Genomic DNA, 23,147 nt, shown 5'->3' with positions numbered 1-23,147 from the left:
TTATATGTCTGCGCTAAAATCCAGTGGACTCAAGTGGTAAATTTGCGCTTCAAGATCATATTTAATAGTGCCATCTAATGCGATATTTCCATCCAACTGAAATTTATCGGTTGTTATGGGAACATAACCCAAATCAAATTTTTTCCAAAGCTCGTGCTCCGTTCCCGGCAATTTGCATCCCGTGTTTTTCCAGCTGGATAGAGAATCCGGGATTATTCGTGGCGTAAGGCTTCCACGGGTTTGAGTGCGGCGGCTTTCCGGGCGGGATAGAGGCCGAAGAAAACACCGGTGATAGAGGCAAATGAGAAGGCCAGAGCAATTGTCCCGGATGTAATGACAATGTCAATCCCGGCAAGCTGGCTGGCGAGCCACGCGCCACCAATTCCCAGGGCGATTCCAGTCAGCCCACCCAGCGTACAGATCATCAGTGATTCCAGCAGGAATTGGGTAAGAATCATGCGCTGATTGGCTCCTATTGCCATGCGTATTCCGATTTCACGAGTACGTTCTGTAACGGAGACCAGCATGATATTCATGATGCCGATCCCACCGACCAGTAGTGAGACGGATGCAATTGCACCCAGCATCCAACCCATGATCTTGGCGGTGTTGCTTGCTACAGAGGCCAGTGCGGTCAGGTTGCGAACAGTAAAATCATTTTCCATGTGGTTGCTGATGCGGTGGCGCTGACGGAGCAGATGCGTGATCTCTGCTTCGGCAGCTTCCATGTCGTTCTCCGATTTTGCACGAACCATCATAAAATTGATGGAGCCGGGAAACTGGTTGCCAATGATCTGTCGCTGCGCGGTAGTGAGTGGAATGAATACGTTGTCATCCTGATCGCGTCCTGACAAACTTTGGCCTTTGGCAGCCAGTACACCGACAACCGTGAATGGCCGATTGGTAATCCGGATGACTTTTCCCACCGGATCTTCATCACCAAACAGGCTGGTTGCGGTGATCTGCCCCAGAACAGCCATACGTGCGCCGGAGCGTAAATCTCCTTCGGAAAAGATGGTGCCGCTGGCAATTTCCCAGTTGTTAATGGAAAAATAATCCGGCGTAACACCTGTCAAGATGGTGCTCCAGTTATTTGCATTGTAGTTAAGTTGTGCTGCACCCGAAATAATCGGGGCAGTTGCATCAATCATGGGTAATTCTGCAATGGCTTGCGCATCCTGCACTGTCAGCGTTTTAACGCTGCCGATGCCCCAGCGCACGCCGCCAGAAGAAGTCGCGCCCGGCATGATGATCAGCAAATGGCTGCCCATTGAAGCGATGGCACTGTTGATGCTGGTTTGTGCGCCTTGTCCTACGGCAAGCATGAGTACCACTGCAGCTACGCCGATGATCATGCCAAGCATAGTGAGGGCGGTGCGCAGGCGGTTGGTCTGCAGTGCCCGCATGGCTTCACCGATGATGGTCAGTAAATTCATGATGAGGCAGCGGGGGAGGCAGCAAATTTTTCCATTGGACGATCTTCAATGATACGTCCATCCTTGAGCCGGATCAGGCGCTGTGTCCAGGCAGCGATATCCTCTTCATGGGTAACGATAATGATGGTCATGCCTTCTTCACGGTTGAGGCGATCAAGTAATTGCATGATTTCATAGCTGGTTTGTGTGTCCAGATTACCAGTAGGTTCGTCGGCAAGAATAAGCTGTGGCTGGTTAACTAGCGCACGGCTGATGGCAACACGTTGTTGTTGTCCCCCGGAAAGCTGGTTGGGCTGGTGTGTAACAAAATTGCCAAGCCCGGTTTGCTGCAGTAATGACATTGCTCGCTCACGACTTTCAGCACGGCTGCGTCCGGCGTACAGTAACGGGATGGCCACGTTGTCCAGCGCGGTCATGCGCCTGAGCAAATTGAATCCCTGGAAAACGAAGCCGATCAGTTGGTTGCGGACGCTGGCCAGCTGATTACCGGAAAGTGCTGATACATCACGTCCCGCCAGTCGGTAGTGGCCGCTGGTGGGAGTATCCAGGCAACCGAGTATGTTCATCAAGGTGGATTTTCCGGAGCCGGAATGCCCCATGATCGCCACAAATTCCCCGCGTTGTATTGTTAAGCTGACATCAAACAACACTTGCAGACTTAGGGATGAATCAGCGGGATTGCCCAGATAGTAAATCTTGGAGAGTTTTTCCACCTCTATCAGCGGTTCACCCGTCCGGCCGTGGGAATGATCTGCAAACATCATCGCTGGCTCATCAGAACATTCTGAACTTGAAGTTGCTACTGCCCGATTTATCCTGTTTGCTGTCGTCAATTTCCTCGGTGATTAGTTCGTCATTCGCGTGGAGCTCATCTGAAAGAATTTCAGTGAAGCTGCCATCTGTAATGCCTGTTGCCACTTTGACCGGTACTGGCCGGTTGTTTTCCAGCCGGTAGAGCAACCGCTGGCCAGGCTGTGTGTCAGTGGGTTTGGCAAATTCCTTTCGACTGGGTTTATAACGCAGAGCGGCATTGGGTACACGCAGTACACCGGATTTTTCATTGACGATAAAACGTACATTGGCGGTCATGCCAGGCAGCAGGCTGCCATCTTCATTGATGACTGTCGCAATAACGCTGTAAGTCACCACATTTTCCTGGATGGTGGGATTGAGCCGTATTTGTTTGACCACAGCAGAGAATTCACGATCCTGGAAGGCATCCACCGTGAATACCATGGTCTGGCCATCGTGAATCTGGCCAATGTCCGCTTCCACTACGCTGATTTCAATTTGCATCTGTTTCAGGTCACGGGCAATCTGGAACAGAATAGGTGTCTGGAAGTTAGCGGCAACGGTTTGTCCAATATTGACGTTACGGGCAATGACAACACCGGAAACGGGAGAGCGGATGATGCTGTAATCCAGATTGGTACGGTCACGGGCAATCTGCGCCTGATTGACGACCACCTGTGCCCGCGCCGAATCGAGCAGTTCTTTTGATTCATCCATCGCTTCTCTGGAGATGAAACCTCTTTCAACCAGATTACGGCTGCGCCTATCTTTATTGATGGCCACGGATAATGCGGTCTGTGCACTTTTTAGGTTGGCTTCGGATTGTTGTAGTTGTGCATCAAGCAATGCGGGATCCAGTTTTGCCAGGATTTGGCCGGTTTTCACCTCATCATTGAAATCTGCAAACAGCTGGATCACTCTGCCGGAAATCTGTGTGCCAACCTCGACTAGTTCCAGTGGGGTGAGCGTGCCGTTGGCAGAAATCGTGCGCGCAATATCTCCATGATCAACAACATGTGTTTTGTAACGTACATTGCCAGATTCATCCCGGAGCGAAAAATATCCATAGAGTGTAGCGGCGAGCAGGATGATCAGGAAAAGGATAATTCTTCCGCGTGAACTGAACATAGGGGGCAATATTTTTTATCGTATGAGAAATATCAGATGACTGGGTTTTAACAGAAGATGCAAATCATTGAAAGGTGCTTATTTGTTTTTCTCTTCGGCGGCCACGAACTCCTTGATTTGACGCAAGCGGGCCTCCACGCTGGATAATTGGTAAAAATTGTCGTGCTTATAGCGTAGCGCAACCTGGAGTTGTTCGATTGCTGCCCGGAGATTTCCCTCGCGGATCAGCGCTTCAGCTTCAGCCTGATGTTGCAACAGGGCGTTTCCCAGCGCAGCATGACATTGTGCCGTCAGCCGGTAAAGCCGGATATCATCATGAATGAAACGGGATTGCTCATTGATGAAATTCAGCGCGGTCTGCGCATCTTTGTGTTCCAGTAGTGCATCAACATAATCATAAACAAGCGCACGATAATGTGGGAAAGATTGTAGTGCAGCCTGGTACAGTTTGAACGCATCGTCGATTTGTCCGTCAGCAAACTTAACGCGTGCAGCAAGCGTTTCAATCATAGCAGCCGATTGCAGATAATCACCTTCCACCTGGATGGGTTTTCCCAAGCGGTGATTTCTTAGGGGCTGCGCAGAAGAATCGGATTGGATAGTCCGGTAAAGTGTATTTAACTCCTCATCTGCCTGTTTGAATTGCTTGGCACGTAATAACGCCTGAATCAGGCCATATCGCTCGGCAATTTCGTTAATATAGCGTTTATCCTGCAGACGTGCCTTGAATTCACTGACAATTGAAGCCGGGTTACCCCGGGAGGCGCGGATTTTGGCGCGTACCAGATGAAATTCCAGGCTGTCCGGAACCTGCCGGTAGCCCAATTCCCGGGTGCGATTCTGAATATCAGCGATACGCTCATGGGTAACCGGGTGAGTCATGAGGTATGAAGGAATCCCGTTTTCATAGTAACGACTGGCGTGTTGCATGCGTTCAAAGAAAGTTGACATGCCATGTGGATCGAATCCTGCTTTGACGAGCATGCCAAACCCGACACGATCTGCTTCCTTTTCATGCTTACGGGTGAAATTCAGTTGAGACTGGATCGCGCTGGCCTGGGCGGTGGCCAGCACTGCCTGGCCAGCTTGGGGATTGGAGCGTGAAGCAAGAATCGCAATAGCCAGCGCTGCGATCGAGCCGATGATACCCAGATATGAGCTCCCGGAGAGCATTCTGGCCAGGTGTTTTTGGGTGACGTGTGCAATTTCATGTGCCATAACGCCTGCCAGCTCGGATTCATTTTGTGCGGCGGTGATCAGGCCGCTATGAAATCCCACAAATCCGCCGGGAAGCGCAAAAGCATTGATTGAGGAATCATCAATGGCAAAAAACTCAAATGGATTGTCTGAATTTGTCTGGCTGGCAGCAGAAATCAGCCGGTGGCCCAATCTGGCAAGATAGTCAGTGATTTCAGGATCATCCAGATAACTGGCATCGGCGCGGATTTCACGCATGATCTGTATCCCGATTTGCCGCTCCTGGTGAGGTGTTACCGTAGCTTGCGAGACATCCCCCAGATCAGGCAGCTCCTGTCCAAAAATATGGGCTGGAAACAGCAAGGGCACAATGATAATAAGGTAGTGGAGTTTCATGCTGTGTTTGACGAACGCTGACAGACCGAGTTCCTGTTCCCGTGTTACAGCAGATTGTGATTTCAGCCGCAAGTACGATAACGCCTGTTGTATACGAAATCGCGTAACAACTGTTGAATTGAGGAATGCCAAAATATTATTGGGGCTGATCATTGCCGGAAACCAGACGTGATCGGGAATCGCCATGATGGGCCGAAATCACGTCGGGTAATGCGGATGCCGGGAGCTGCCTGTCTGCGTTTGTACTCGCAGGAATGGATCATGTGCAGTACCTGCCGGACGGTTTCCTCCGGATAATTCATGGCAATAATTTCTGCAGGTGACAGGTTGTTTTCCACGTAGGCTGCAATGATTGCATCCAGTACAGTATACGGTGGGAGATTATCCTGATCGGTCTGTTCGGGACGTAATTCAGCCGAAGGCGGGCGCTGCAGGATGCGCTCCGGGATGATGGGTGAAATTCTGTTGCGGTAGTGGCAAAGCTGATAAACCAGCGTTTTGCTGACATCCTTGAGTATCGAAAACCCACCAGCCATATCGCCGTATAGTGTGCTGTAGCCCACGGCAGTTTCGGATTTGTTACTCGTTGTCAGTACCAGTCTTCCGGATTGATTGGCTAATGCCATCAGCAAGGTTCCACGGATACGGGCCTGCAGGTTCTCCATGGTGGTTTGGGGGCCGGTAGTCGGCCAGGTTTGCAGTTCGGGGTGTAATGTTTGTTTGAATTGCTCGAATAGCTCGGTAATGGGTATTTCAGTGTAGTGCACACCCAGATTGCCTGCCATGATTTGCGCATCTTCCAGGCTGATGTCGGCTGTATAAGGGGAGGGCATCATCACGTTGCTGACCCGATCTGCTCCAAGCGCATCCACCGCAATCGCCAATACCAGCGCTGAATCAACCCCGCCTGACAAACCAATCAATACTCCGGAGATTCTGTTTTTATCAATAAAATCGCGCAAGCCCAGACGTAGTGCCGAGTACACACTTTCGATCCGATCTGGCAGAGGAGAATATTGTCCGGGGATCAGTTGATTATTATGAAGCTCAATCAAGCCAAGTGTTTCCTGGAAAGCCGCTAGCTGACAAACGAGTTTACCGCTGTGATCCATCGCAAATGAAGCGCCATCGAAAACCAGTTCGTCCTGTCCGCCGACTAGGTTGGTGTAAACAGTTGGCAGACCGGTTTGCGTAATTCCCGCCCGTACAATTCGGAGTCGGTCAGCCTGACCATCAATAGCGTAGGGTGATGCGCCCACCGTCAGTAAAACCTGCGCGCCAGCGGAACGCAAAGCCTGCAAGTGTGCCGGATGCTGATAATCAGAGAAAGTGGTCAATCCGAAAAGTGTACCGTCACACTCAAACGTACAAGGCTGGTTGCCGGGAGTGAAATAACGGCGTTCATCCAGCAACGGATCGGTGAGCAAATGATTTTTACCATAGGTGATAAGCAGGCGACCATCTCGAATAATGGAAACAGCATTGAGCAGATTACCGTTCGTGCGGTGCGGATGCCCGATTACCAATGTTACGTCATGTATCTGCGTGGCTAGATCCATCAAAGCCTGATGACAGACTTGTACAAACTCTGCGCGCAGCAACCAGTCTTCCGGAAGGGAGCCACACAGCGCCATTTCCGGAGTGATAACCAGCCTGGTCCCGGCTTCCCTGGCTTGCTGGCAGGCGTGCAGTATTTTAAGTGAGTTACCGTTCAAATCGCCTGCCGTGCAGTTGATCTGGGCAAGCGCGATCTTCATTGTGGAAGGGTATTCGGGTCCGTAACTGGAACCCGGTTAGAAAGGCAGATTTGCATCCGGCCTGGCTTGCAGAATGATTTGGCGAAAATCTTGCTGGATACGTTTCAGCGCATCCTGATTGTCAGCCTCGAAACGTAGTACTGCGACCGGAGTGGTATTGGATGCCCGGATCAGGCCGAATCCATCCTTGTATTCCACCCGCAGCCCGTCAATCGTAATCACCTGATTCGCCTCAGGGAAGTTTGCCTCCTGCTGAAGTTGCGCAATCAAGGCGTGATTTTCTCCTTCCTTGAGTCTGATCTGCAATTCAGGTGTGTTGATCGTATCGGGCAGGGCATGCAGCACCGCTTCCGGATCGGTTTGTTTACTCAATAATTCCAGCAGACGTGCACCTGCGTATAGGCCATCGTCGAATCCGTACCAACGTTCCTGGAAAAAGATATGGCCGCTCATCTCGCCTGCCAGGAGTGCGCCTGTTTCCTTTAACCTGGCCTTAATGAAGGAGTGCCCCGTTTTCCACATGATGGGTTTGCCGCCATGTTGTGTGATCCACGGTGCCAGTGTGCGTGTACATTTGACATCGTAGATGATCTGGCCGCCAGGGTTTCTGGACAACACATCGGCAGCAAACAGCATAAGCTGGCGATCCGGGAAAATGATGCTTCCATCCTTGGTGACGACGCCCAGCCGGTCACCATCGCCATCAAAGGCAAAACCAATTTCAGCATCGGTAGTAGCAAGTGTACGGATGACATCCTGCAAATTCTCCGGGACTGAAGGATCGGGATGATGATTCGGGAAAGTACCATCCACTTCACAAAACAGCTCGATCACTTCGCAGCCCAGGCGGCGATACAGTTCTGGCGCCAGAATGCCAGTTACGCCATTGCCGCAGTCCACCACGATTTTGATTGGCCGAGCCAGCTTGACATCCTCCACGATGCGTTGCAAATAGGCGGGGATGATGTCGTGTTGGCGATAACCGCCTTGTCCATGCGTCAGGTTATTTTGCTCAATACGCGACCGTAATGATTGAATGGTCTCGGCTGCCAGCGTTTCGCCTCCCAGCACGATCTTGAGACCGTTGTATTCTGGCGGGTTGTGGCTGCCGGTTACCATTACCCCAGAATAATGACAGAGTTCGTGAGCAGCGTAATACAGCACCGGGGTGGCGACCATGCCAATATCGATGACATCAATTCCACTTTTACGGATACCGTTCGTCAAGGCTTGCACCAGTTGAGGACCGGATAAACGGCCATCGCGACCCACTGCAATGGCTGTCAGCTGACGTGCGCGTGCTTCGGAACCAATGGCATGGCCGATTTGTTCCACTACTTCCGGAGTCAGTGCGGTTTCTACGATGCCACGTATGTCGTAAGCCTTGAAGATTTCGCGGCGTGGAAGTGTATTCATGCAGTGATGATTCCTTGATCCGGGTAAATAATGAATGATACGAAAGCCGGTCTTTTGCCCGTGTTACCCGTGATGATCCGGATTCGGTGTGCCGATCAGGGTGTAGCGTGTGCCGCAGTAAGGACACATGGCTTTGCCGGTCGCTTCTATTTCGAGGAAAACACGTGGATGCCAGCTTATTGTATCCATAGCCGGATTTGGGCAGTATAGTGGTAAATCATCCGGATGGATTTCAATTGCTTGCGGATAGGTGACTGTAGAAGGAGTGCTCATAGGAAATTTCGTCTGGTTTAACAATTAAACGTAATGCAGCCAATCAGCATGTTTATCTGATTTGCCGTTGACACAATCAAAAAATGAGGTTTGCAACTGCTCGGTAATCGGGCCGCGTTTGCCATTGCCAATCGTGCGGCAATCCAGTTCGCGAATCGGTGTGATTTCTGCCGCCGTGCCGGTAAAGAATGCTTCGTCCGCGCAATAGACTTCATCGCGCGTAATCCGCTTCTGAACCACTTCCATGCCGGCTTCTTCTGCCAACTGAATGACCGTCGCGCGTGTGATGCCTTCCAGACAGGATGTCAGATCAGGTGTGTAAATCCTGTCTTTCTTGATGATGAAAATATTTTCACCGGAGCCTTCTGCCACATAACCATCTACATCCAGCAACAAGGCTTCCTGGTAGCCATCCTGTGCAACTTCCTGATGCGCGAGGATGGAATTGGTATAGGTGGATACCGATTTGGCGCGACACATATTAATATTGACGTGATGCCGGGTGAACGAGGAGGTCTTCACGCGAATGCCGTTTTCCAGTGCATCGGCACCCAGATAGGTTCCCCATGACCAGGCAGCGATTGCAATATGGACAGACAGATTTTTGGCGGATAGTCCCATGGCTTCCGAGCCATAAAAGACAATCGGGCGGATGTAGCCGGAGGCTAATCCATTTTGCCGAACGACATCCAGTTGCGCCTGTGTCAGCGTGGCCTGATCAAAAGGGATTTTCATTCTGAAAACATGTGCCGAATTGAACAGGCGTTCTGTATGCTCAGGCAAGCGGAAAATAGCTGTTCCCCGGGGTGTCTGGTAGGCGCGCAATCCTTCGAATACTCCCATTCCATAATGCAGGGTATGGGTAAGCACATGTGTTGTGGCATTGCGCCACGGAACCAGTTTTCCGTCATACCAGATAACCCCGTCACGGTCCGCCATCGACATGCTGAAACTCTCCTGTATTAGATCTGTAAATTGGACGACGGGAAGTGCCGACGTCAGGCTATTGTTTTTCTTGAATCCGTCGGGATTTTGACCGATTCAACCTCCCCTGAAACCTTTGTCTGTATTCTAGCGTATTTTTGCTGACGGGAACGCCAGCACAGTTTGATGGATTCGAAATCCTGGCAAAAAGTGTGGTAATTTCAGGAAGTATTTTCACTTTCAATTATTTTTGAGTAATTATCGCTATCCATGCAACCACCTCGTTTCGATGCACTGATTATCGGCAGCGGTCTCGCCGGGCTGACACTCGCCCTGAATCTGGCTGAAACTCAAAAAGTCGCGCTGATTACCAAGCGGACACTCTACGATAGTTCTAGTGCCTGGGCGCAAGGAGGGATTGCAGCTGTACTTTCGATGGAAGACTCGCTGGAAGCACATATCAACGATACGTTGGTTGCTGGCGCGGGGTTGTGTAACGAAGCCATGACACGTCATATTGTAGAGAACGGCCCGCGAGCGGTCAGGTGGTTGATTGAACGAGGGGTTAATTTTACGCGCGATGATCACAATAAAACCGGTTATCACCTGACGCGCGAAGGCGGCCATAGTGTTCGCCGTATCATCCATTCTGATGATGCGACCGGTAAGGTAGTGCAACTCACGCTCACCAGGCAGGCGGCTCAGCACCCGAACATTACCGTGCTGGAACATCATATTGCAGTGGATCTGATTACCAGTGAGAAACTATCTCATGCCCGGGGCAGTAATCGCTGTTACGGTGTTTATGTGCTTGATATTCATGCCGGGAAAGTACGTACGATAGCGGCGCAAAATACAATTCTGGCTACTGGCGGGGCAGGCAAGGTCTACCTGTACACCACCAATCCGGATGTAGCAACCGGAGACGGTATTGCCATGGGGTGGCGTGCGGGTTGCCGGGTTGCCAATATGGAATTTATCCAGTTTCACCCCACCTGCCTGTATCACCCGCATGCAAAATCCTTTTTGATCACTGAAGCAGTGAGAGGAGAGGGCGGGGTACTGAAATTGCCCGATGGCGAGCGTTTTATGCTTAAGTACGATGAGCGAGCTGAACTTGCTCCGCGCGATGTCGTGGCGCGTGCAATCGATTTTGAAATGAAAAAACGCGGACTGGATTGTGTGTTTCTGGATATATCGCACCAGTCAGCCGATTTTCTGGTGCAGCATTTTCCGACAATCTATCAGCGCTGTCTGGAGCTGGGCATCGATATCACGCGCGAACCCATTCCGGTAGTTCCCGCAGCGCACTATACCTGCGGCGGCATCGTGATCGATCAGCGTGGAAGAACGGATCTCGATAATCTGTACGCGATTGGTGAAACCGCGCACACTGGATTGCATGGCGCCAACCGGCTGGCCAGTAACTCTTTACTGGAATGTCTGGTAACCGGTCTTTCAGCGGTTGAAGATATCCTTACCCGATCGCCTGCGCCGGATTTTCCATTGCCTGACTGGGATGAAAGCCGGGTGACGGATGCGGATGAAGAAGTCGTTATCTCCCATAACTGGGATGAGCTGCGTCGTTTCATGTGGAATTATGTCGGTATCGTGCGTACCAACAAGCGATTGCAGCGGGCACAACACCGCATCAGACTGCTGAGCGGGGAAATCGATGAGTACTATTCCAATTTCCGGGTGACCAGCGATTTGCTTGAGCTGCGTAATCTCGTGTGTACTTCAGATCTGATTGTCCGCAGCGCCATGCTGCGGCATGAAAGTCGCGGATTGCACTTCAGCCGGGATTACCCGGAAGCCTTGCCACGAGCCACTGATACGATCTTGTCACGATAGCGACAAAAATAAGGCGTGGCTGATCAAGCGTTCTCGCCTGATTTACCTGCCTCACAGGTTTGATAGTCCGTCTGCCCATATTCATTTCATCGTAATAATGTGCTGTACATGTATATCGTGTTCAGCATCCTGATTTTCTGCGGATTCTTTTCCTTCGTTTGTCCCTGAGCAACCAATTTTTAGAGTGCCCTTCAGCATTTCTCGGCCAAATCCGGGATTCAACTGTGTTATCCAGATTTTTCTGTAATTTCACCAGCAGCCTGGCAATCAGGCAAAATTACTATGTCTCTGTTTGGAGACAATAGATTTTATCTTTATAAAATCATTTTTACTTTTTTTAAATAAACCTTTTATTGCTTTAGCTATGGTCTGAAAAATCAATACTGAAGTTTGCCGGTAACTGTGTGCTCATCAATGATTGACTGTTTTATATATGATATAGGAATTTATAATGCCGGTTTTCCTGTTGTTCATTTCATGACGATAAGATAGTATCGCCCGTCATGTTCTCAAATGACGACAAACTGATTCAAGTTTCAATAAGGGGATGGTGATCGCAATAAATCCGAAGAACTTCCCTGAGTTAACGTGAAGCGGATTGCGTGGATATTGATCTGGAGATATGACCTCAAAAGCGGTTGCAATTATTGGTATCGGCTTCCGATTCCCTGGTGATCTTGGTGACGAAACAGATTTCTGGAATGCGCTGAAGCAAAAACGTGATCTTGTAACCAGTATCCCGCCCGAGCGTTGGGCGATCAGTGAGCTTCAGCATGACAAACGTTCCGAGCCTGGTCGCAGCATTACTTATTCAGCAGGCGTTCTGTCGCGTATCGATGAATTTGACGCGGGCTTCTTTGGTATTTCTCCGCGCGAAGCAGCCTGGATGGACCCTCAACAGCGGCTTCTGCTCGAATTATCCTGGGAGGCCATGGAAAATGCAGGTATTCCGCCTTCATCCATGTCCGGTTCCAATTGTGCAGTCTATGTGGGTATTTCCGGCCTGGATTACGGCACGCGCGGACTGGATGATCTGGCGTCGCTCTCGCCCCACATGATGACCGGCAACACGCTCAGCATTGCCGCCAATCGTCTTTCCTATGTTTTCAATCTGCATGGCCCTTCGCTGGCGGTTGACACGGCCTGTTCATCGTCGCTGGTTGCATTGCATCATGCTTGTCAGGCCCTGCAAACTGGTGAGGTGGGCACTGCGCTGGTGGGGGGGTTAATTTATTGTTGCATCCCTATCCCTTCGTTGGTTTTACCAAAGCATCCATGCTGTCTGCTGATGGCCGCTGTAAGGCTTTCGATGCTTCCGGTAGCGGTTATGTACGTGCCGAAGGCGGGGCAGTCTTGCTGCTCAAGCCGTTTGAACAGGCGATTGCAGAGGGCGACGATATTCAGGCGGTGATCCTGGCCACTGGTATCAATACGGATGGCGCACGCAAGGCTGGCATTACCATTCCCAGCCGTGATGGACAATCCGAGCTCATGATGAGCGTCCTCGCCAAAACCAGTCTGTCAGCACGAGACATCGATTTTATCGAAGCGCATGGCACAGGTACGGCGGTGGGAGATCCTGTTGAAACAGCAGCAATTGGTGAAGTCTATGGCAAAAAGCGCGAAAAACCTTTGCCAATCGGATCGGTCAAGGCCAATCTTGGACACATGGAACCGGCTTCCGGCATGGCAGGAATCATCAAGGCAATTCTGGCGCTCAAGCATCATGCTCTGCCACCACAGATTCATCTGGAAACGCCCAATCCAAATATTGATTTTCTCGGCTTGAATCTGAAGCCGGTGACCGAGTATCTGGAACTGGCGAAAAAGAATAATCGAGCTCTGATTGATTGCCGGTGTGAATTCCTTCGGCTTTGGTGGTGCCAATGCGCATGTGCTGCTGCAGGAATATCGTTGCCGTGATCTGGCAACGACGGAACCGCTACCGGCATCCTTGCCACCTCTTTTTTTGTCAGCCCGTTCCGAAACAGCACTAAAAGAGCTGGTGGGTCGTTATGCAGATCTGTTACACGATAAATCCGGGCAGGATTTCTATGACGTGGCACATGCTGCTGTCAATCAGCGTGATCGTATGGAAAAACGGCTCGCGCTCCATTCCGGCTCTGTTGAATCGACAATTCATTTGCTGCAGCAATATGCGTTGGATAATGTTTCAGCGGATATCTTCATTGAGGATAGCCTGCCACAAAGTGGTGATGTGGCGTTTATCTATTCAGGTAACGGCGCGCAGTGGGCCGGTATGGGGCGTGCGCTGCTGACTGAATCCTCCCGGTTTGAAGAAATTCTTACGGAAATCGATATCGCCATGCGCCCCTTGACAGATTTTTCTCTGCTTGAGGCGCTGCAATCCGAAAGTGAGCTTGCCAGGCTTAGTAACACAGCTGTCGCGCAGCCTCTGCTGTTCGCTATTCAGGTTGCAGTCACACTTCTACTGAGAGAGCAGGGGGTGACACCATCCGCTGTCGCCGGCCATAGCGTGGGTGAAATCGCCGCTGCCTGGGCGGCCGGTGCGCTGGATCTTGAACCGCCCCGGGTTTTGAGGAGGCTCCACTATCTGAGAAGATGGAGCCATGAACAAATCAAATAAATATTCCCCCGAAGTAAGAGCGCGCGCAGTCCGTCTGGTGCAGGAACACCGCAGTGAGTATCCCTCGTTGTGGTCGACGATTGAATCCATCGCGCCGAAGATCGGCTGTTCAGCCCACACATTGCTTGAATGGGTGCGCAAACACGAGACCGATACCGGCTTGCGAGACGGTGTGACCAGCGAAGAGCGCGACCGCATCAAAGCCCTGGAACGCGAAGTAAAGGAATTGCGCAAGGCGAATGAGATTCTGAAGCTGGCCAGCGCTTTTTTCGCTCAGGCGGAGCTCGACCGCAAACTCAAATCCTGAGATCGTTCATCGACCAGCACCGCGACGCCCATGGGGTCGAGCCGATCTGCAAGGTTTTGCAGGTCGCCCCATCAGGGTATCGGCGATATTTCGCGCAGCAGCGTAATCCGGCTTTGCGCAGTGCTCGCGTCCTGCGTGATGATGAACTGCTGCCGCAAATACAGCGGGTCTGGCAGACCAACATGCAGGTCTATGGTGCCGACAAGGTCTGGCGTCAGCTTAAGCGTGAAGATGTCCAGGTGGCACGCTGTACGGTCGAACGGCTCATGAAACGGTTAGGGCTGAAAGGCGCCAGGCGTGGCAAGGTTGTGCGCACCACAGTTCCGGACAAGGCGCTGCCGTGTCCACTGGATCGGGTTAACCGGCAATTCAAGGCAGATCGTCCGAACCAGTTGTGGGTGTCAGACTTCACCTATGTCTCGACCTGGCAAGGCTGGCTGTATGTGGCTTTCGTCATCGATGTATTTGCCCGGCGCATTGTGGGCTGGCAGGTGAGCAGCTCCATGCGCACGGACTTTGTGCTGGATGCCCTGGAACAAGCGCTGTATGCCCGGCAACCGGGGCGGATGGATGCCTTGGTACACCATAGCGACAGAGGCTCGCAATATGTCTCCATTCGCTATACCGAGCGACTCGCCGAAGCCGGAATAGAACCCTCGGTCGGCAGCAAGGGCGACAGCTACGACAACGCGCTGGCAGAAACCATCAATGGGCTGTACAAAACAGAATTGATTCACAAGCGCGCCCCCTGGAAAACCAGGGAGGCCGTGGAGCTGGCAACGCTGGAATGGGTAGCCTGGTTCAACAACCAGCGGCTGCTGGAACCAATCGGTTACATCCCTCCCGCAGAAGCTGAGGTAAACTACTATAGGCAATTCGCCAGGGAAGCCATTCCGGTGGCTTGACTTTAACCAAACAGCCTCCTCAAAACCCGGGGCGGTTCAAGGGAAGGGCCGGTGGTTGTCGCTGGAATAACGGAAGTGGTGTCAACGACTCCCGGGGTGGTGGGGGTGGCATGTTGTGGAGAATATATCGTGCAGCACGGGAGACTCCGCCAGATGAAAATGGCGGACGGTAATGCAAAACCAAATACTATATGCACCTGTCCTCTATACTCTACACGGTTTCTGATGGGCTACAGCTTTATCCTGACAAAGCAGTTATGTCGCATGTCGCGCCGCCCGTGTTTGACCTTGCCGAATATTCCATGAAAACCGTGGTTTGTGTCCCCATTCTCGTGAAAATAATTAGTCTATCAGATCCCGCGTGGCTTCTTCGATTACAGCATCAGATACGCCGCGTTTTTTTAACGCTTCGATCAGTCGTACTACTGATATGCCGGAATACCGTTCTTCGTCTTTACGTAATCCTTCACTAATGTATGACTTCAGTAATGTCTGGTATCCGGAAAAACCTTTATGCGGAGCAATTTCCTTTAGGGATTCCACGACATCAATCGGGATGCGCAATGTGATCGATGTCATTGGGCGATCCTTTTGCAGGCGTTTTTTTAAGCGTTCAGAGAGCATAGTTGAGTTCCTCCTCGGGTTCAGCGCGGCGGGCGGAAATAATACGGATACAAGATTCTTCAATCTCAATATGAACCACATAGAGCAAGCGGCCGGTCACATCAAAACCAATAGCGGCATCGCGTGCTTCATCGTTACGGGAAGCATCAGTCAATATAAACAATGGATCGGAGAAAACCGTAGCAGCTTCCTCGAAACGGACGCCATGCTTGTGCAGGTTTTTTTCTGCCTTGTCTGCGTTCCAAATGAACAAATCGCCATTCAGCTCGTAATAAATGTTCATTGTAAATATTTTATCATTTGTATTTACAATGTAAACATATAACAGCATGGAAAATAGAGACTACCCATTAGCCGTCCGGGGTCAAGCGAGTGAAGAAATCCATGGCGACGTGAGTCGCCGGTTTTGAAACCTGTTCTTCGTTTGCAATAGTCGATCACGTCCGTTTCTTCCAATCATGGCTGCGACAAATCGCGCCAGACATGTTCTGTGGTCAAGTGAGCGGCGATAATTCTGCCCGTCACCCTGGCGACTTCGCCGTCCATGTTTGACCTTGCCGAATATTCCGAGAGCCGTGGTCTACCCCCATTTCCTCCCATTTTCACCATTTTTTCCTCAAATTTTAGTACGCCAATTGTTCGAGAGTGATACCCATCGCCGTCGCAGCCTTTTCAAGCGCTGCCTTGCGCGGACGCTTGGCAGCTTCGATCTGTGCGTAACCTGCTTGCGTGATGCCCATGCGTTTGGCCATTTCTTCCTGGGTCAGCATCAGGTATTCACGCCAGGCTTGCAGCATGGATCTCATTCATGATGTGTTTTCCAACAACTTCATTGGGGATCATGCCTGGTCTTACTACACCAGGCAGCTTAATAAATTCATCATAAGGCACGACCACAAAAGCCGGCTTTCCACTGCTATCCAGAATGGTCTGGTAGTTAATAAGTGCGCTCATTGCGTTTTTTCACCTCTTCAATATCAATAACATGAATGCTGCCGTTGAACTCGAAGAACACCCGGTAGTTACCTACCCTCAGCCGATAGCTGTATTCGTGATGAGTAAGTTTCTTCACCCCTTGGCAGTTTGGAAAATCAGCCAATGCTTGAATCTCTGTAAATATCTTCTGGCGCATAGCAGTTGTTTTGATTTTCTCAACTTTTTAAGGGCTTTGGGCTTCCAGTCTTTTGCGAAGGTAAAAATAAAAAGAGTACACATGAAGATCTTGCTATTAGGCCAATCCGGTCAGGTGGGCTGGGAGTTGCAGCGTAGCTTGGCTGTGCTGGGGCAGGTGGTAGCGCTGGGGCGTGATAATCATGAGTATTGCGGGAATGTTAGTGATCCCGGAGGGGGCGGCTACAGTGCACGCATTCCTTTCATCTCTGGGTTGACCTTTACCCCTGGGTGTTCTGCGACTGAAGCGCCAAAAGACGTCAAAAGCTTTATTTTTTGTGCTAAACAGACTGGGGTAGCGTCATCTTTCGATCAATTATCATAGCAGTTGACAACGGAGCTGGCTTTCAATAAATTGAAAGTTCATGGAAAAGAGAATTTACTTTTCTTGTGTCTCTCACCCGTCCGGGCTCTTAAAGTAGTTCCCACCAAAGATCCGGTTTGATGTTTAAGCCGCAAAGAGGATGCTCATGAATATTCAAAATCAGTTGCAGGCAACCGTCGAGGCGTTAGTACAGCAGGGCAAAGGTATCCTGGCCATGGATGAAAGCAGCCCGACGATCGCGAAACGCTTCAAACCAATCGGGGTGGAATCAACCGAGGAAAATCGCCGCAGTTACCGCAGCATGTTATTGGCAACACCGGGTCTCGGTGAATTTGTCAGCGGTGTTATCTTGTTTGAGGAAACCCTCGGGCAAAAAGCGGATGACGGTACTCCGTTGCCGGCGCTCGCCGCGCAACAAGGCATTGTGCCGGGCATCAAGGTCGATAAGGGTAAACTCGCGTTGGCCAATGCGCCTGGGGATGAAATCACCGAAGGTCTGGATGGTCTGGCACTGCGTTTGGAGAGCTACAAGCAGCAGGGCGCACGATTCGCCAAATGGCGTGATGTGTACCACATCTCCGCAACCACCCCGAGCCGGTTGGCCATCGAGGCCAATGCCGAGGTCTTGGCGCGGTATGCCTCTATCTGTCAGACGCTGAGCATTGTGCCCATCGTTGAACCCGAAGTGCTCATCGATGGCGATCACAGCATCGACCGATGCGCTGAAGTCACCGAAGCGGTGCTGCATGAAGTATTTCATGCATTACACTGCTATCACGTAATTTTGGAGCATATGCTGCTGAAGCCCAACATGGTAATCCCGGGTAAAACGCACGCCCAGAAGGCCAGCCCGGAGGAGGTGGCTGAGCAGACGATCAGGGTACTGCGGCGCACCGTGCCGGCAGCCGTCCCCAGCATCAATTTTCTGTCTGGTGGGCTGACTCCGGAGGAGGCAACTGCCAATCTCAATGCCATGAATTGTCTGGCACCGCAACCCTGGGACCTGAGTTTCTCGTACGGCCGTGCATTGCAGCAGCCTGCCTTACAGGCCTGGAAAGGCAATGCAGGTAATGCCGCAAGTACTCAGGCTGCACTCTATCTGCGTGCCAAACTCAACGGTGCCGCACGTCATGGCAGCTATAGTGTCACGATGGAGCCAGCGCAGGAGTGAAAAATCGGTGAATAGGCGCGCTTGGGAACTGCATAAGTTATTCTATTCATAGCCGAGCTTGGCTGTACTCAGGCCACGGCCCGGAATGATATATTCTTGGTTTATTAATAATTATCAAAGGGCGCAATGGTGTTTCAATGGCGGCGGATGTTATGGAGGCGGGGCATTTGTCCGTCTTGTACCTGTGCGATCCGATCGGCGGACTGATGCAGATTCCATGTATCGAATGCAATGCCATAGGATCAGTCAAACCATCCCCGTGCATAGCCATACGGCAGGAATGGCAAAGGTCACGCGGCCGTAGCGGGAGAAATGCTCGCCCATCACTAAACTAGCGCCGTGGCCAAGAGTTTGTACCTGACGTCTGCCGAGGGGCGCACCGGTAAGAGTGCCGTAGCACTTGGACTACTCGATGCTCTTCTCGCGGATATCCCTTCTGTGGGGATCTTTCGGCCGCTTATTCGCTCCGGCAGCCAACGAGATCATGTGCTTGAGCTGTTGCGCGAGCGCGCGGGCGGCACGATCCCCTATGAGGCATGCGTTGGCGTGACCTATGAAGACGCCGCGCACGACCCGGATGCTGCCATGGTGCAAATCGTGGCTCGATTCAAAGCGCTCGAAGCGCAATGTGATGCGGTCATTATTGTGGGATCTGACTTCAGCGACGTTGCAGCGCCGAGCGAGCTTGCCTTCAACGCGCGGGTTGCAGCGCACCTCGACTCACCGGTGCTGCTCGTGCTGGGCGGGCGCTCGTCCCAGAGCGGCCCCGAGATCCTCGGTCAGTCTGCGGCGCGGACTGCCGCAGAGCTCGCGCAGCTTGCTCAACTGAGTCTGCAGCAGCTCCAGGCTGCACACGTCTCACTGCTTGCCACCCTGGTCAATCGGGCGGATCCTGACGCGCTCGATCACATTCGCAGCGCGGTCGCCGTTGTGTTGCCGCCAATGACCCCGGTCTGGGCGATCCCGGAGGAGGTGTTGCTTGTGGCTCCAACGGTTGCGTCAGTGCTTGAGGCGGTCGAGGGAACTTTGGTACGCGGTAGCGAGGAACTGCTGAGTCGTGAAGTACCCGGCCTCGTTATTGCTGGTATGGCGATGGAGCACGTGCTGCCGCGACTCATCGAAGGTGCAGCCATTGTGGTTGCCGCCGACCGGGCCGAGACTCTGCTTGCTGTTGTAATGGCGCACGAGGCTGTAACTTTTCCAACCCTTGCGGCGGTGGTGCTCAATGGCGACTTCGCGCTCTCACCCGATATCGAGCGATTGCTCGATGGCATTGATTCGCGGTTGCCCATCATTCGCACTTCCCTTGGCACGTTCGACACGGCGCAACGCATTGTCCGCGCCCGCGGTGTTCTGACGCCCGACTCGCGTCGCAAAATCGATACAGTCCTTGCTCTGTTCCGGGAGCACGTCGATGTGTTTGACCTGCGCTCGCGGCTGAGGGTGCACACTGGTGGCGTCGTCACCCCACTCATGTTTGCGTACGAGTTGTTCGAGCGAGCAGCGACATTTCAGTCGCATATTGTGCTGCCGGAGGGCAGTGACGACCGGATCCTGCGTGCTGCGAGCACGCTGCTTTTGCGCGGTGTGGTGCGACTCACGATTCTTGGCCAGCCCGCTTCGGTAAGGCAGCGTGCAGCCGAGTTGGGGCTTGACCTCGATCGTGCCGATGTCATTGATCCAGCAGAGTCGCCGTTATGCGAGCAGTTCGCCGAAGAGTACACGCGGTTGCGCGCGCATAAGGGCGTCAAGATTGAGGAGGCCCGTCACCGGGTCACCGATGTCAGCTACTTTGGCACGATGATGGTGCACTTTGGCCTCGCCGACGGTATGGTCTCGGGTGTCGCGCACACCACCGCTCACACAATCAAGCCGAGCTTCGAGATCATCCGCGCGCGCCCTGGCGTCTCAGTTGTGTCAAGCGTCTTCTTCATGTTGCTTGAGGATCGGGTGCTCGTTTATGGTGACTGCGCGGTGAATCCCAATCCGAACGCCGAGCAGCTCGCCGACATTGCGATCTCATCGGCCGAGACAGCCGCCCAGTTCGGGGTCGAGCCTCGCATTGCGATGCTCTCGTATTCGACGGGTGGGTCGGGCAGCGGCGCCGAGGTCGATTTGGTGCGCCGGGCCACTCAGCTCGTTCGCGAGCGCCAGCCCACGTTGCTTGTCGACGGTCCGATTCAATACGATGCAGCGAGCGACCCAGTGATCGGGGCTGCGAAACTGCCTGGATCACCTGTTGCTGGTCGCGCCACCGTTTTCATCTTCCCCGATCTGAACACGGGCAATAATACCTATAAGGCTGTGCAACGCTCGGCCGGCGCCATTGCGGTCGGCCCTGTGCTGCAGGGCCTGAACCGTCCCGTGAATGATCTCTCGCGTGGCGCCACGGTCGAGGATATCGTAAATACTGTCGCGATCACCGCTGTGCAGGCAGGGCTCGCGCGTAACAAGAAGAATTCCGTATGAGCCTTGTGTGCTCGTCGTCAATGGTGGATTGTCATCGCTCAAGTATCTACCAATCTGTAGTGGTCTAATTTGCCCGGGAGCTGAAATGAGCTACCAGCTCATCAAACAGTTGCCAAAGAAGGCGATCCCTGTTGCCCGTAGTTTGTAAGCAGTTTATGGCTTTAGCCGGATGACTGTGTTCGCAGATAAGGGTGGCTTTGCACGTTAAGAACATTTGCAACGGGGCCGCTTGCTTGAATCTCTATCAAGATTATGGTCAAATGATTATAAAATTTTATTCATTTGATGGTATTAAATAATGGGCATTGAATTAAAGCAAGCCAAACAAAAGAAAGAGCCAACCGGACATTCTTTCCAGGAATGGGGAGCGATGATCCGGAAGATGTCTCCGGCAAAGAGAATTGAAATGGTACGAGGCGGAGTAAAAGTAGTCCATTTAGTTGAAGCGGGTTGCTACTACAATATATCTCAAGCAAAGCTTTCAAAATTAATTGGCATCTCTGATGCGACTATTACCCGAAAGATTAAATCGGGTGGAAAGCTTGGTCCTTTGGAATCCGAAAGATTGGCACGAATTGCACTCATTGAGGCTGAAGCAGGAAAGGTTTTTGATTCATCAGATCTGGCAAGACGCTGGATGCTCGAATTTAATCTGGCTTTAGGCGAATCCCCTCTATCATTACTTGACACGGATATGGGCGCCGATGAAGTCAGGAAAGTTTTGGCTTCCATTGCTTATGGCGGTGTTGCTTAGTGTTTGCCTGGAGGATTTCCAGGAAAGAATTTGCTCTCGACCGTGCCGGATACGGAGCTAGCATAAAAGGGCAACGTTGGAATAGTGCTGGTATACCTACAATTTATGCAGGGCTCTCGCTGGAAATTGCAGCACTAGAAAAGCTAGTACATACAGGATCGATTCTTCCATTAAATCTCATGGTCGTCAGAATAACTCTACCTGATGACAATAATTTCTATAAAACTTCGCCACTCGATGCTTTGCCAGATGATTGGAATACCCTTCCAGGATCACCAACAGCAGCAGCTTATGGTGATTCGTTCTTACGCAAAGGAAAATATCTTGGTCTAATTGTGCCCTCTGCGGTGATCCTGGAAGCCAGAAACATAGTGATCAACCCAAATCATCCAGCGATGAAAGAAGTAGAAATTGAGATTGTTCGTGATTTTACATTCGATTCCAGACTCCGCTCTTAATCTACAGATTTAATTAAGATTATCTGCGGGGACTAAAGTGTGCAGTTCACTGCGCTTGGCAATCTGCACCGTGACAAGTTCGCCCAGAATTTCTCGCATGCCTCAAATGGTTCTCCGGTATAGTCGCTCTATTGCACAGCAGACTTTTGACCTGCCCCAGACTCTGCTTGCAGCGTTTTAGGGCTTGCAATGCCATCCTTTGCGGTCAGTCACTTCCGCCGGCGTCATGATGTGGTTTAATGAAACCGGACAGTTATCTCATTGCTCGTACCTGCCCAGCTTGTGGCCATGTGTCGGCGGACAACCGCCAGATGCAAGTGCAGTTTGAGTGCATGGAATGCAGTTTCGAGGGAAACACCGATGTGGTCGGTGCGATCAATATTTTAAGGGCGGGACACGCCCGGTTCGCCTGTGAAGTGGGCGATGCAACAAGGTCACCAGCAGCAGGAATTTGCCGAAGCAGCTCAATGCTGCGCCTGAGCGTCGTAGGAATCCTCCGCCTTTTAGGCGAAGGAGGATGTCAATCAGTTCTGTTTTCTTCCTATCAGTTCTTTGGCATTCTTCTTTTTCGTAAGAACTAGAACCTCTGCTTGTTACTTGTGGGAGTACAGATTTTATTGAGCAATGTAATAGCAGAAAGTGATTCTTTATTAATATGTGTTCTTCCCTTTCTTGCCCAATCATATACCTTGTCAATTTCCAGAGTATTTCCTTTGACCTTTGCCTGAACTGTATAAGCGTCGAAACTGAGATTTGTATTAAAATCGATCCAATCGAGCGGTATACTAAATTCTCCTCCTTGGGAAATGGGTGTGATATTAAAATTCATCAGGGATGAATTTCTAATGAATCTGCCCAGGATGGGGGAAGCATGATCATCGCCATTGGATTGAGATAAACGTTCATATACTATCACCTGATTCTCTTTTTCTTTGTTGATAGGTAAAAGAAGTACATACGTTTTTCCATGTGTAATGTGTAGAAGTAGATAATCACGCTTGCTTCCCTGCAAGCGCTCCCCTCTCGTTTTAACTTCGAATATGAGATGATTGTTATCAGATGAAATACCTGCCATTACCCGTAATATGTCCAATTCGGGAGAAATGGTTTTGTCCATAAAAGAGACAATTATTCGGGGATCAGGATCTATTGTCATGCTAAAAACAGATTTTGTTACCATGAA

The 23,147-nt window shown here is 51.4% G+C and carries 24 protein-coding genes, 2 pseudogenes and 1 other annotated feature; of the genes and pseudogenes, 11 read left to right on the top strand and 15 right to left on the bottom strand.

Features of this window, described 5'->3' with window-relative positions:
* Positions 1 to 212: 212 nt before the first annotated feature.
* From ACZ5EJ_RS09440 to ACZ5EJ_RS09405, 8 genes are all read right to left on the bottom strand, one after another.
* Entirely contained in the window at positions 213 to 1,436 is a 1,224-nt protein-coding gene (locus ACZ5EJ_RS09440; RefSeq protein WP_074455690.1) for an ABC transporter permease, read from the bottom strand.
* Positions 1,433 to 2,200 carry an ABC transporter ATP-binding protein gene (locus ACZ5EJ_RS09435; protein WP_074685084.1) on the bottom strand — a complete coding sequence of 256 codons (768 nt, stop codon included), beginning with the start codon at positions 2,198 to 2,200 and terminating at the stop codon, positions 1,433 to 1,435. The genes ACZ5EJ_RS09440 and ACZ5EJ_RS09435 overlap by 4 nt, the downstream gene beginning before the upstream one ends.
* A 10-nt stretch (positions 2,201 to 2,210) precedes the next feature.
* Positions 2,211 to 3,356 carry an efflux RND transporter periplasmic adaptor subunit gene (locus tag ACZ5EJ_RS09430; RefSeq protein ID WP_074685082.1) on the bottom strand — a complete coding sequence of 382 codons (1,146 nt, stop codon included), beginning with the start codon at positions 3,354 to 3,356 and terminating at the stop codon, positions 2,211 to 2,213.
* Positions 3,357 to 3,434: 78 nt separating this feature from the next.
* On the bottom strand, positions 3,435 to 5,135 hold the full coding sequence (locus tag ACZ5EJ_RS09425; RefSeq protein WP_369668794.1) for a M48 family metalloprotease: 1,701 nt from the start codon (positions 5,133 to 5,135) through the stop codon (positions 3,435 to 3,437).
* Positions 5,099 to 6,706, bottom strand: coding sequence for an NAD+ synthase (locus ACZ5EJ_RS09420; protein WP_074685080.1), 1,608 nt, complete (start codon positions 6,704 to 6,706; stop codon positions 5,099 to 5,101). The genes ACZ5EJ_RS09425 and ACZ5EJ_RS09420 overlap by 37 nt, the downstream gene beginning before the upstream one ends.
* A 36-nt stretch (positions 6,707 to 6,742) precedes the next feature.
* The gene (locus ACZ5EJ_RS09415; protein ID WP_074685078.1) at positions 6,743 to 8,122 is read right to left on the bottom strand and encodes a phosphomannomutase/phosphoglucomutase; all 1,380 of its coding nucleotides are present in this window, start codon (positions 8,120 to 8,122) and stop codon (positions 6,743 to 6,745) included.
* 63 nt (positions 8,123 to 8,185) lie between these two features.
* The gene (locus ACZ5EJ_RS09410; protein WP_074455686.1) at positions 8,186 to 8,395 is read right to left on the bottom strand and encodes a zinc-finger domain-containing protein; all 210 of its coding nucleotides are present in this window, start codon (positions 8,393 to 8,395) and stop codon (positions 8,186 to 8,188) included.
* A 24-nt stretch (positions 8,396 to 8,419) separates the two neighbouring features.
* A complete protein-coding gene (locus tag ACZ5EJ_RS09405; protein ID WP_074685076.1) occupies positions 8,420 to 9,340 on the bottom strand; it encodes a branched-chain amino acid transaminase in 921 nt (306 codons plus the stop codon).
* Between the two features lie 249 nt (positions 9,341 to 9,589).
* Here ACZ5EJ_RS09405 and nadB point away from each other — a divergent pair, with 249 nt between their 5' ends.
* From nadB to ACZ5EJ_RS09380, 5 genes and pseudogenes are all read left to right on the top strand, one after another.
* Positions 9,590 to 11,173, top strand: coding sequence for an L-aspartate oxidase (gene nadB / locus ACZ5EJ_RS09400; RefSeq protein ID WP_074685074.1), 1,584 nt, complete (start codon positions 9,590 to 9,592; stop codon positions 11,171 to 11,173).
* A gap of 622 nt (positions 11,174 to 11,795) precedes the next feature.
* Positions 11,796 to 12,493, top strand: a pseudogene (locus ACZ5EJ_RS09395) (beta-ketoacyl synthase N-terminal-like domain-containing protein); the annotation flags it as partial.
* A gap of 33 nt (positions 12,494 to 12,526) precedes the next feature.
* The gene (locus ACZ5EJ_RS09390; protein ID WP_204987583.1) at positions 12,527 to 13,096 is read left to right on the top strand and encodes a beta-ketoacyl [acyl carrier protein] synthase domain-containing protein; all 570 of its coding nucleotides are present in this window, start codon (positions 12,527 to 12,529) and stop codon (positions 13,094 to 13,096) included.
* Positions 13,032 to 13,781, top strand: a complete 750-nt coding sequence (locus tag ACZ5EJ_RS09385; protein WP_204987584.1) for an acyltransferase domain-containing protein — start codon at positions 13,032 to 13,034, stop codon at positions 13,779 to 13,781. The genes ACZ5EJ_RS09390 and ACZ5EJ_RS09385 overlap by 65 nt, the downstream gene beginning before the upstream one ends.
* A protein-coding gene (locus ACZ5EJ_RS09380) for an IS3 family transposase (protein WP_464556777.1) occupies positions 13,765 to 14,993 on the top strand; the annotation gives its coding sequence in 2 pieces (ribosomal slippage) (positions 13,765 to 14,044 and positions 14,044 to 14,993; 1,230 coding nt in all). The genes ACZ5EJ_RS09385 and ACZ5EJ_RS09380 overlap by 17 nt, the downstream gene beginning before the upstream one ends.
* Positions 14,043 to 14,159, top strand: a sequence feature (AL1L pseudoknot). (Overlaps the previous gene by 117 nt.)
* A 342-nt stretch (positions 14,994 to 15,335) precedes the next feature.
* Here ACZ5EJ_RS09380 and ACZ5EJ_RS09375 read toward each other — a convergent pair.
* The 5 genes from ACZ5EJ_RS09375 to ACZ5EJ_RS09355 form a co-directional block, all read right to left on the bottom strand.
* On the bottom strand, positions 15,336 to 15,572 hold the full coding sequence (locus ACZ5EJ_RS09375) for a hypothetical protein (RefSeq protein ID WP_204987608.1): 237 nt from the start codon (positions 15,570 to 15,572) through the stop codon (positions 15,336 to 15,338).
* Positions 15,573 to 15,606: 34 nt separating this feature from the next.
* The gene (locus tag ACZ5EJ_RS09370) at positions 15,607 to 15,900 is read right to left on the bottom strand and encodes a BrnT family toxin (protein ID WP_041353831.1); all 294 of its coding nucleotides are present in this window, start codon (positions 15,898 to 15,900) and stop codon (positions 15,607 to 15,609) included.
* 340 nt (positions 15,901 to 16,240) lie between these two features.
* Entirely contained in the window at positions 16,241 to 16,423 is a 183-nt protein-coding gene (locus tag ACZ5EJ_RS09365; RefSeq protein WP_011635019.1) for a helix-turn-helix domain-containing protein, read from the bottom strand.
* The gene (locus ACZ5EJ_RS09360) at positions 16,395 to 16,571 is read right to left on the bottom strand and encodes a hypothetical protein (protein ID WP_240142331.1); all 177 of its coding nucleotides are present in this window, start codon (positions 16,569 to 16,571) and stop codon (positions 16,395 to 16,397) included. The genes ACZ5EJ_RS09365 and ACZ5EJ_RS09360 overlap by 29 nt, the downstream gene beginning before the upstream one ends.
* Positions 16,555 to 16,749 (bottom strand): type II toxin-antitoxin system RelE family toxin, encoded by a 195-nt coding sequence (locus ACZ5EJ_RS09355; RefSeq protein ID WP_041353558.1) that lies wholly within the window; start codon positions 16,747 to 16,749, stop codon positions 16,555 to 16,557. Before ACZ5EJ_RS09355 ends, ACZ5EJ_RS09360 begins: the two co-directional genes overlap by 17 nt.
* An 81-nt stretch (positions 16,750 to 16,830) precedes the next feature.
* On the opposite strand from ACZ5EJ_RS09355, the gene ACZ5EJ_RS09350 reads away from it, so the two are divergent.
* The 5 genes from ACZ5EJ_RS09350 to ACZ5EJ_RS09330 all read left to right on the top strand — a co-directional run bounded on the left by ACZ5EJ_RS09350 (position 16,831) and on the right by ACZ5EJ_RS09330 (position 21,964).
* Positions 16,831 to 17,112 (top strand): sugar nucleotide-binding protein, encoded by a 282-nt coding sequence (locus ACZ5EJ_RS09350; protein ID WP_011635018.1) that lies wholly within the window; start codon positions 16,831 to 16,833, stop codon positions 17,110 to 17,112.
* A 145-nt stretch (positions 17,113 to 17,257) separates the two neighbouring features.
* Positions 17,258 to 18,283, top strand: a complete 1,026-nt coding sequence (locus tag ACZ5EJ_RS09345; protein ID WP_464556990.1) for a class I fructose-bisphosphate aldolase — start codon at positions 17,258 to 17,260, stop codon at positions 18,281 to 18,283.
* Between the two features lie 339 nt (positions 18,284 to 18,622).
* On the top strand, positions 18,623 to 20,752 hold the full coding sequence (pta, locus tag ACZ5EJ_RS09340; protein WP_464556989.1) for a phosphate acetyltransferase: 2,130 nt from the start codon (positions 18,623 to 18,625) through the stop codon (positions 20,750 to 20,752).
* A 298-nt stretch (positions 20,753 to 21,050) separates the two neighbouring features.
* Positions 21,051 to 21,506: an antitoxin Xre/MbcA/ParS toxin-binding domain-containing protein gene (locus ACZ5EJ_RS09335; RefSeq protein WP_464556988.1), complete on the top strand. Its 456-nt coding sequence runs from the start codon at positions 21,051 to 21,053 to the stop codon at positions 21,504 to 21,506.
* Positions 21,506 to 21,964: an RES family NAD+ phosphorylase gene (locus tag ACZ5EJ_RS09330; protein WP_464556987.1), complete on the top strand. Its 459-nt coding sequence runs from the start codon at positions 21,506 to 21,508 to the stop codon at positions 21,962 to 21,964. The genes ACZ5EJ_RS09335 and ACZ5EJ_RS09330 overlap by 1 nt, the downstream gene beginning before the upstream one ends.
* Positions 21,965 to 22,000: 36 nt before the next feature.
* Here ACZ5EJ_RS09330 and ACZ5EJ_RS09325 read toward each other — a convergent pair.
* A pseudogene (locus ACZ5EJ_RS09325) lies at positions 22,001 to 22,192 on the bottom strand (IS5/IS1182 family transposase); the annotation flags it as partial.
* A gap of 11 nt (positions 22,193 to 22,203) precedes the next feature.
* Between ACZ5EJ_RS09325 and ACZ5EJ_RS09320 the strand changes: the two are divergent.
* Positions 22,204 to 22,545 (top strand): zinc ribbon domain-containing protein, encoded by a 342-nt coding sequence (locus ACZ5EJ_RS09320; RefSeq protein ID WP_041353554.1) that lies wholly within the window; start codon positions 22,204 to 22,206, stop codon positions 22,543 to 22,545.
* Here ACZ5EJ_RS09320 and ACZ5EJ_RS09315 read toward each other — a convergent pair.
* Positions 22,542 to 23,120 carry a DUF1292 domain-containing protein gene (locus ACZ5EJ_RS09315; RefSeq protein ID WP_240142332.1) on the bottom strand — a complete coding sequence of 193 codons (579 nt, stop codon included), beginning with the start codon at positions 23,118 to 23,120 and terminating at the stop codon, positions 22,542 to 22,544. The genes ACZ5EJ_RS09320 and ACZ5EJ_RS09315 overlap by 4 nt on opposite strands.
* Between the last annotated feature and the right edge of the window lie 27 nt (positions 23,121 to 23,147).

This window comes from Nitrosomonas sp. TNE100 (assembly GCF_055387135.1).
This window is presented reverse-complemented; position numbering and strand designations above follow the sequence as displayed.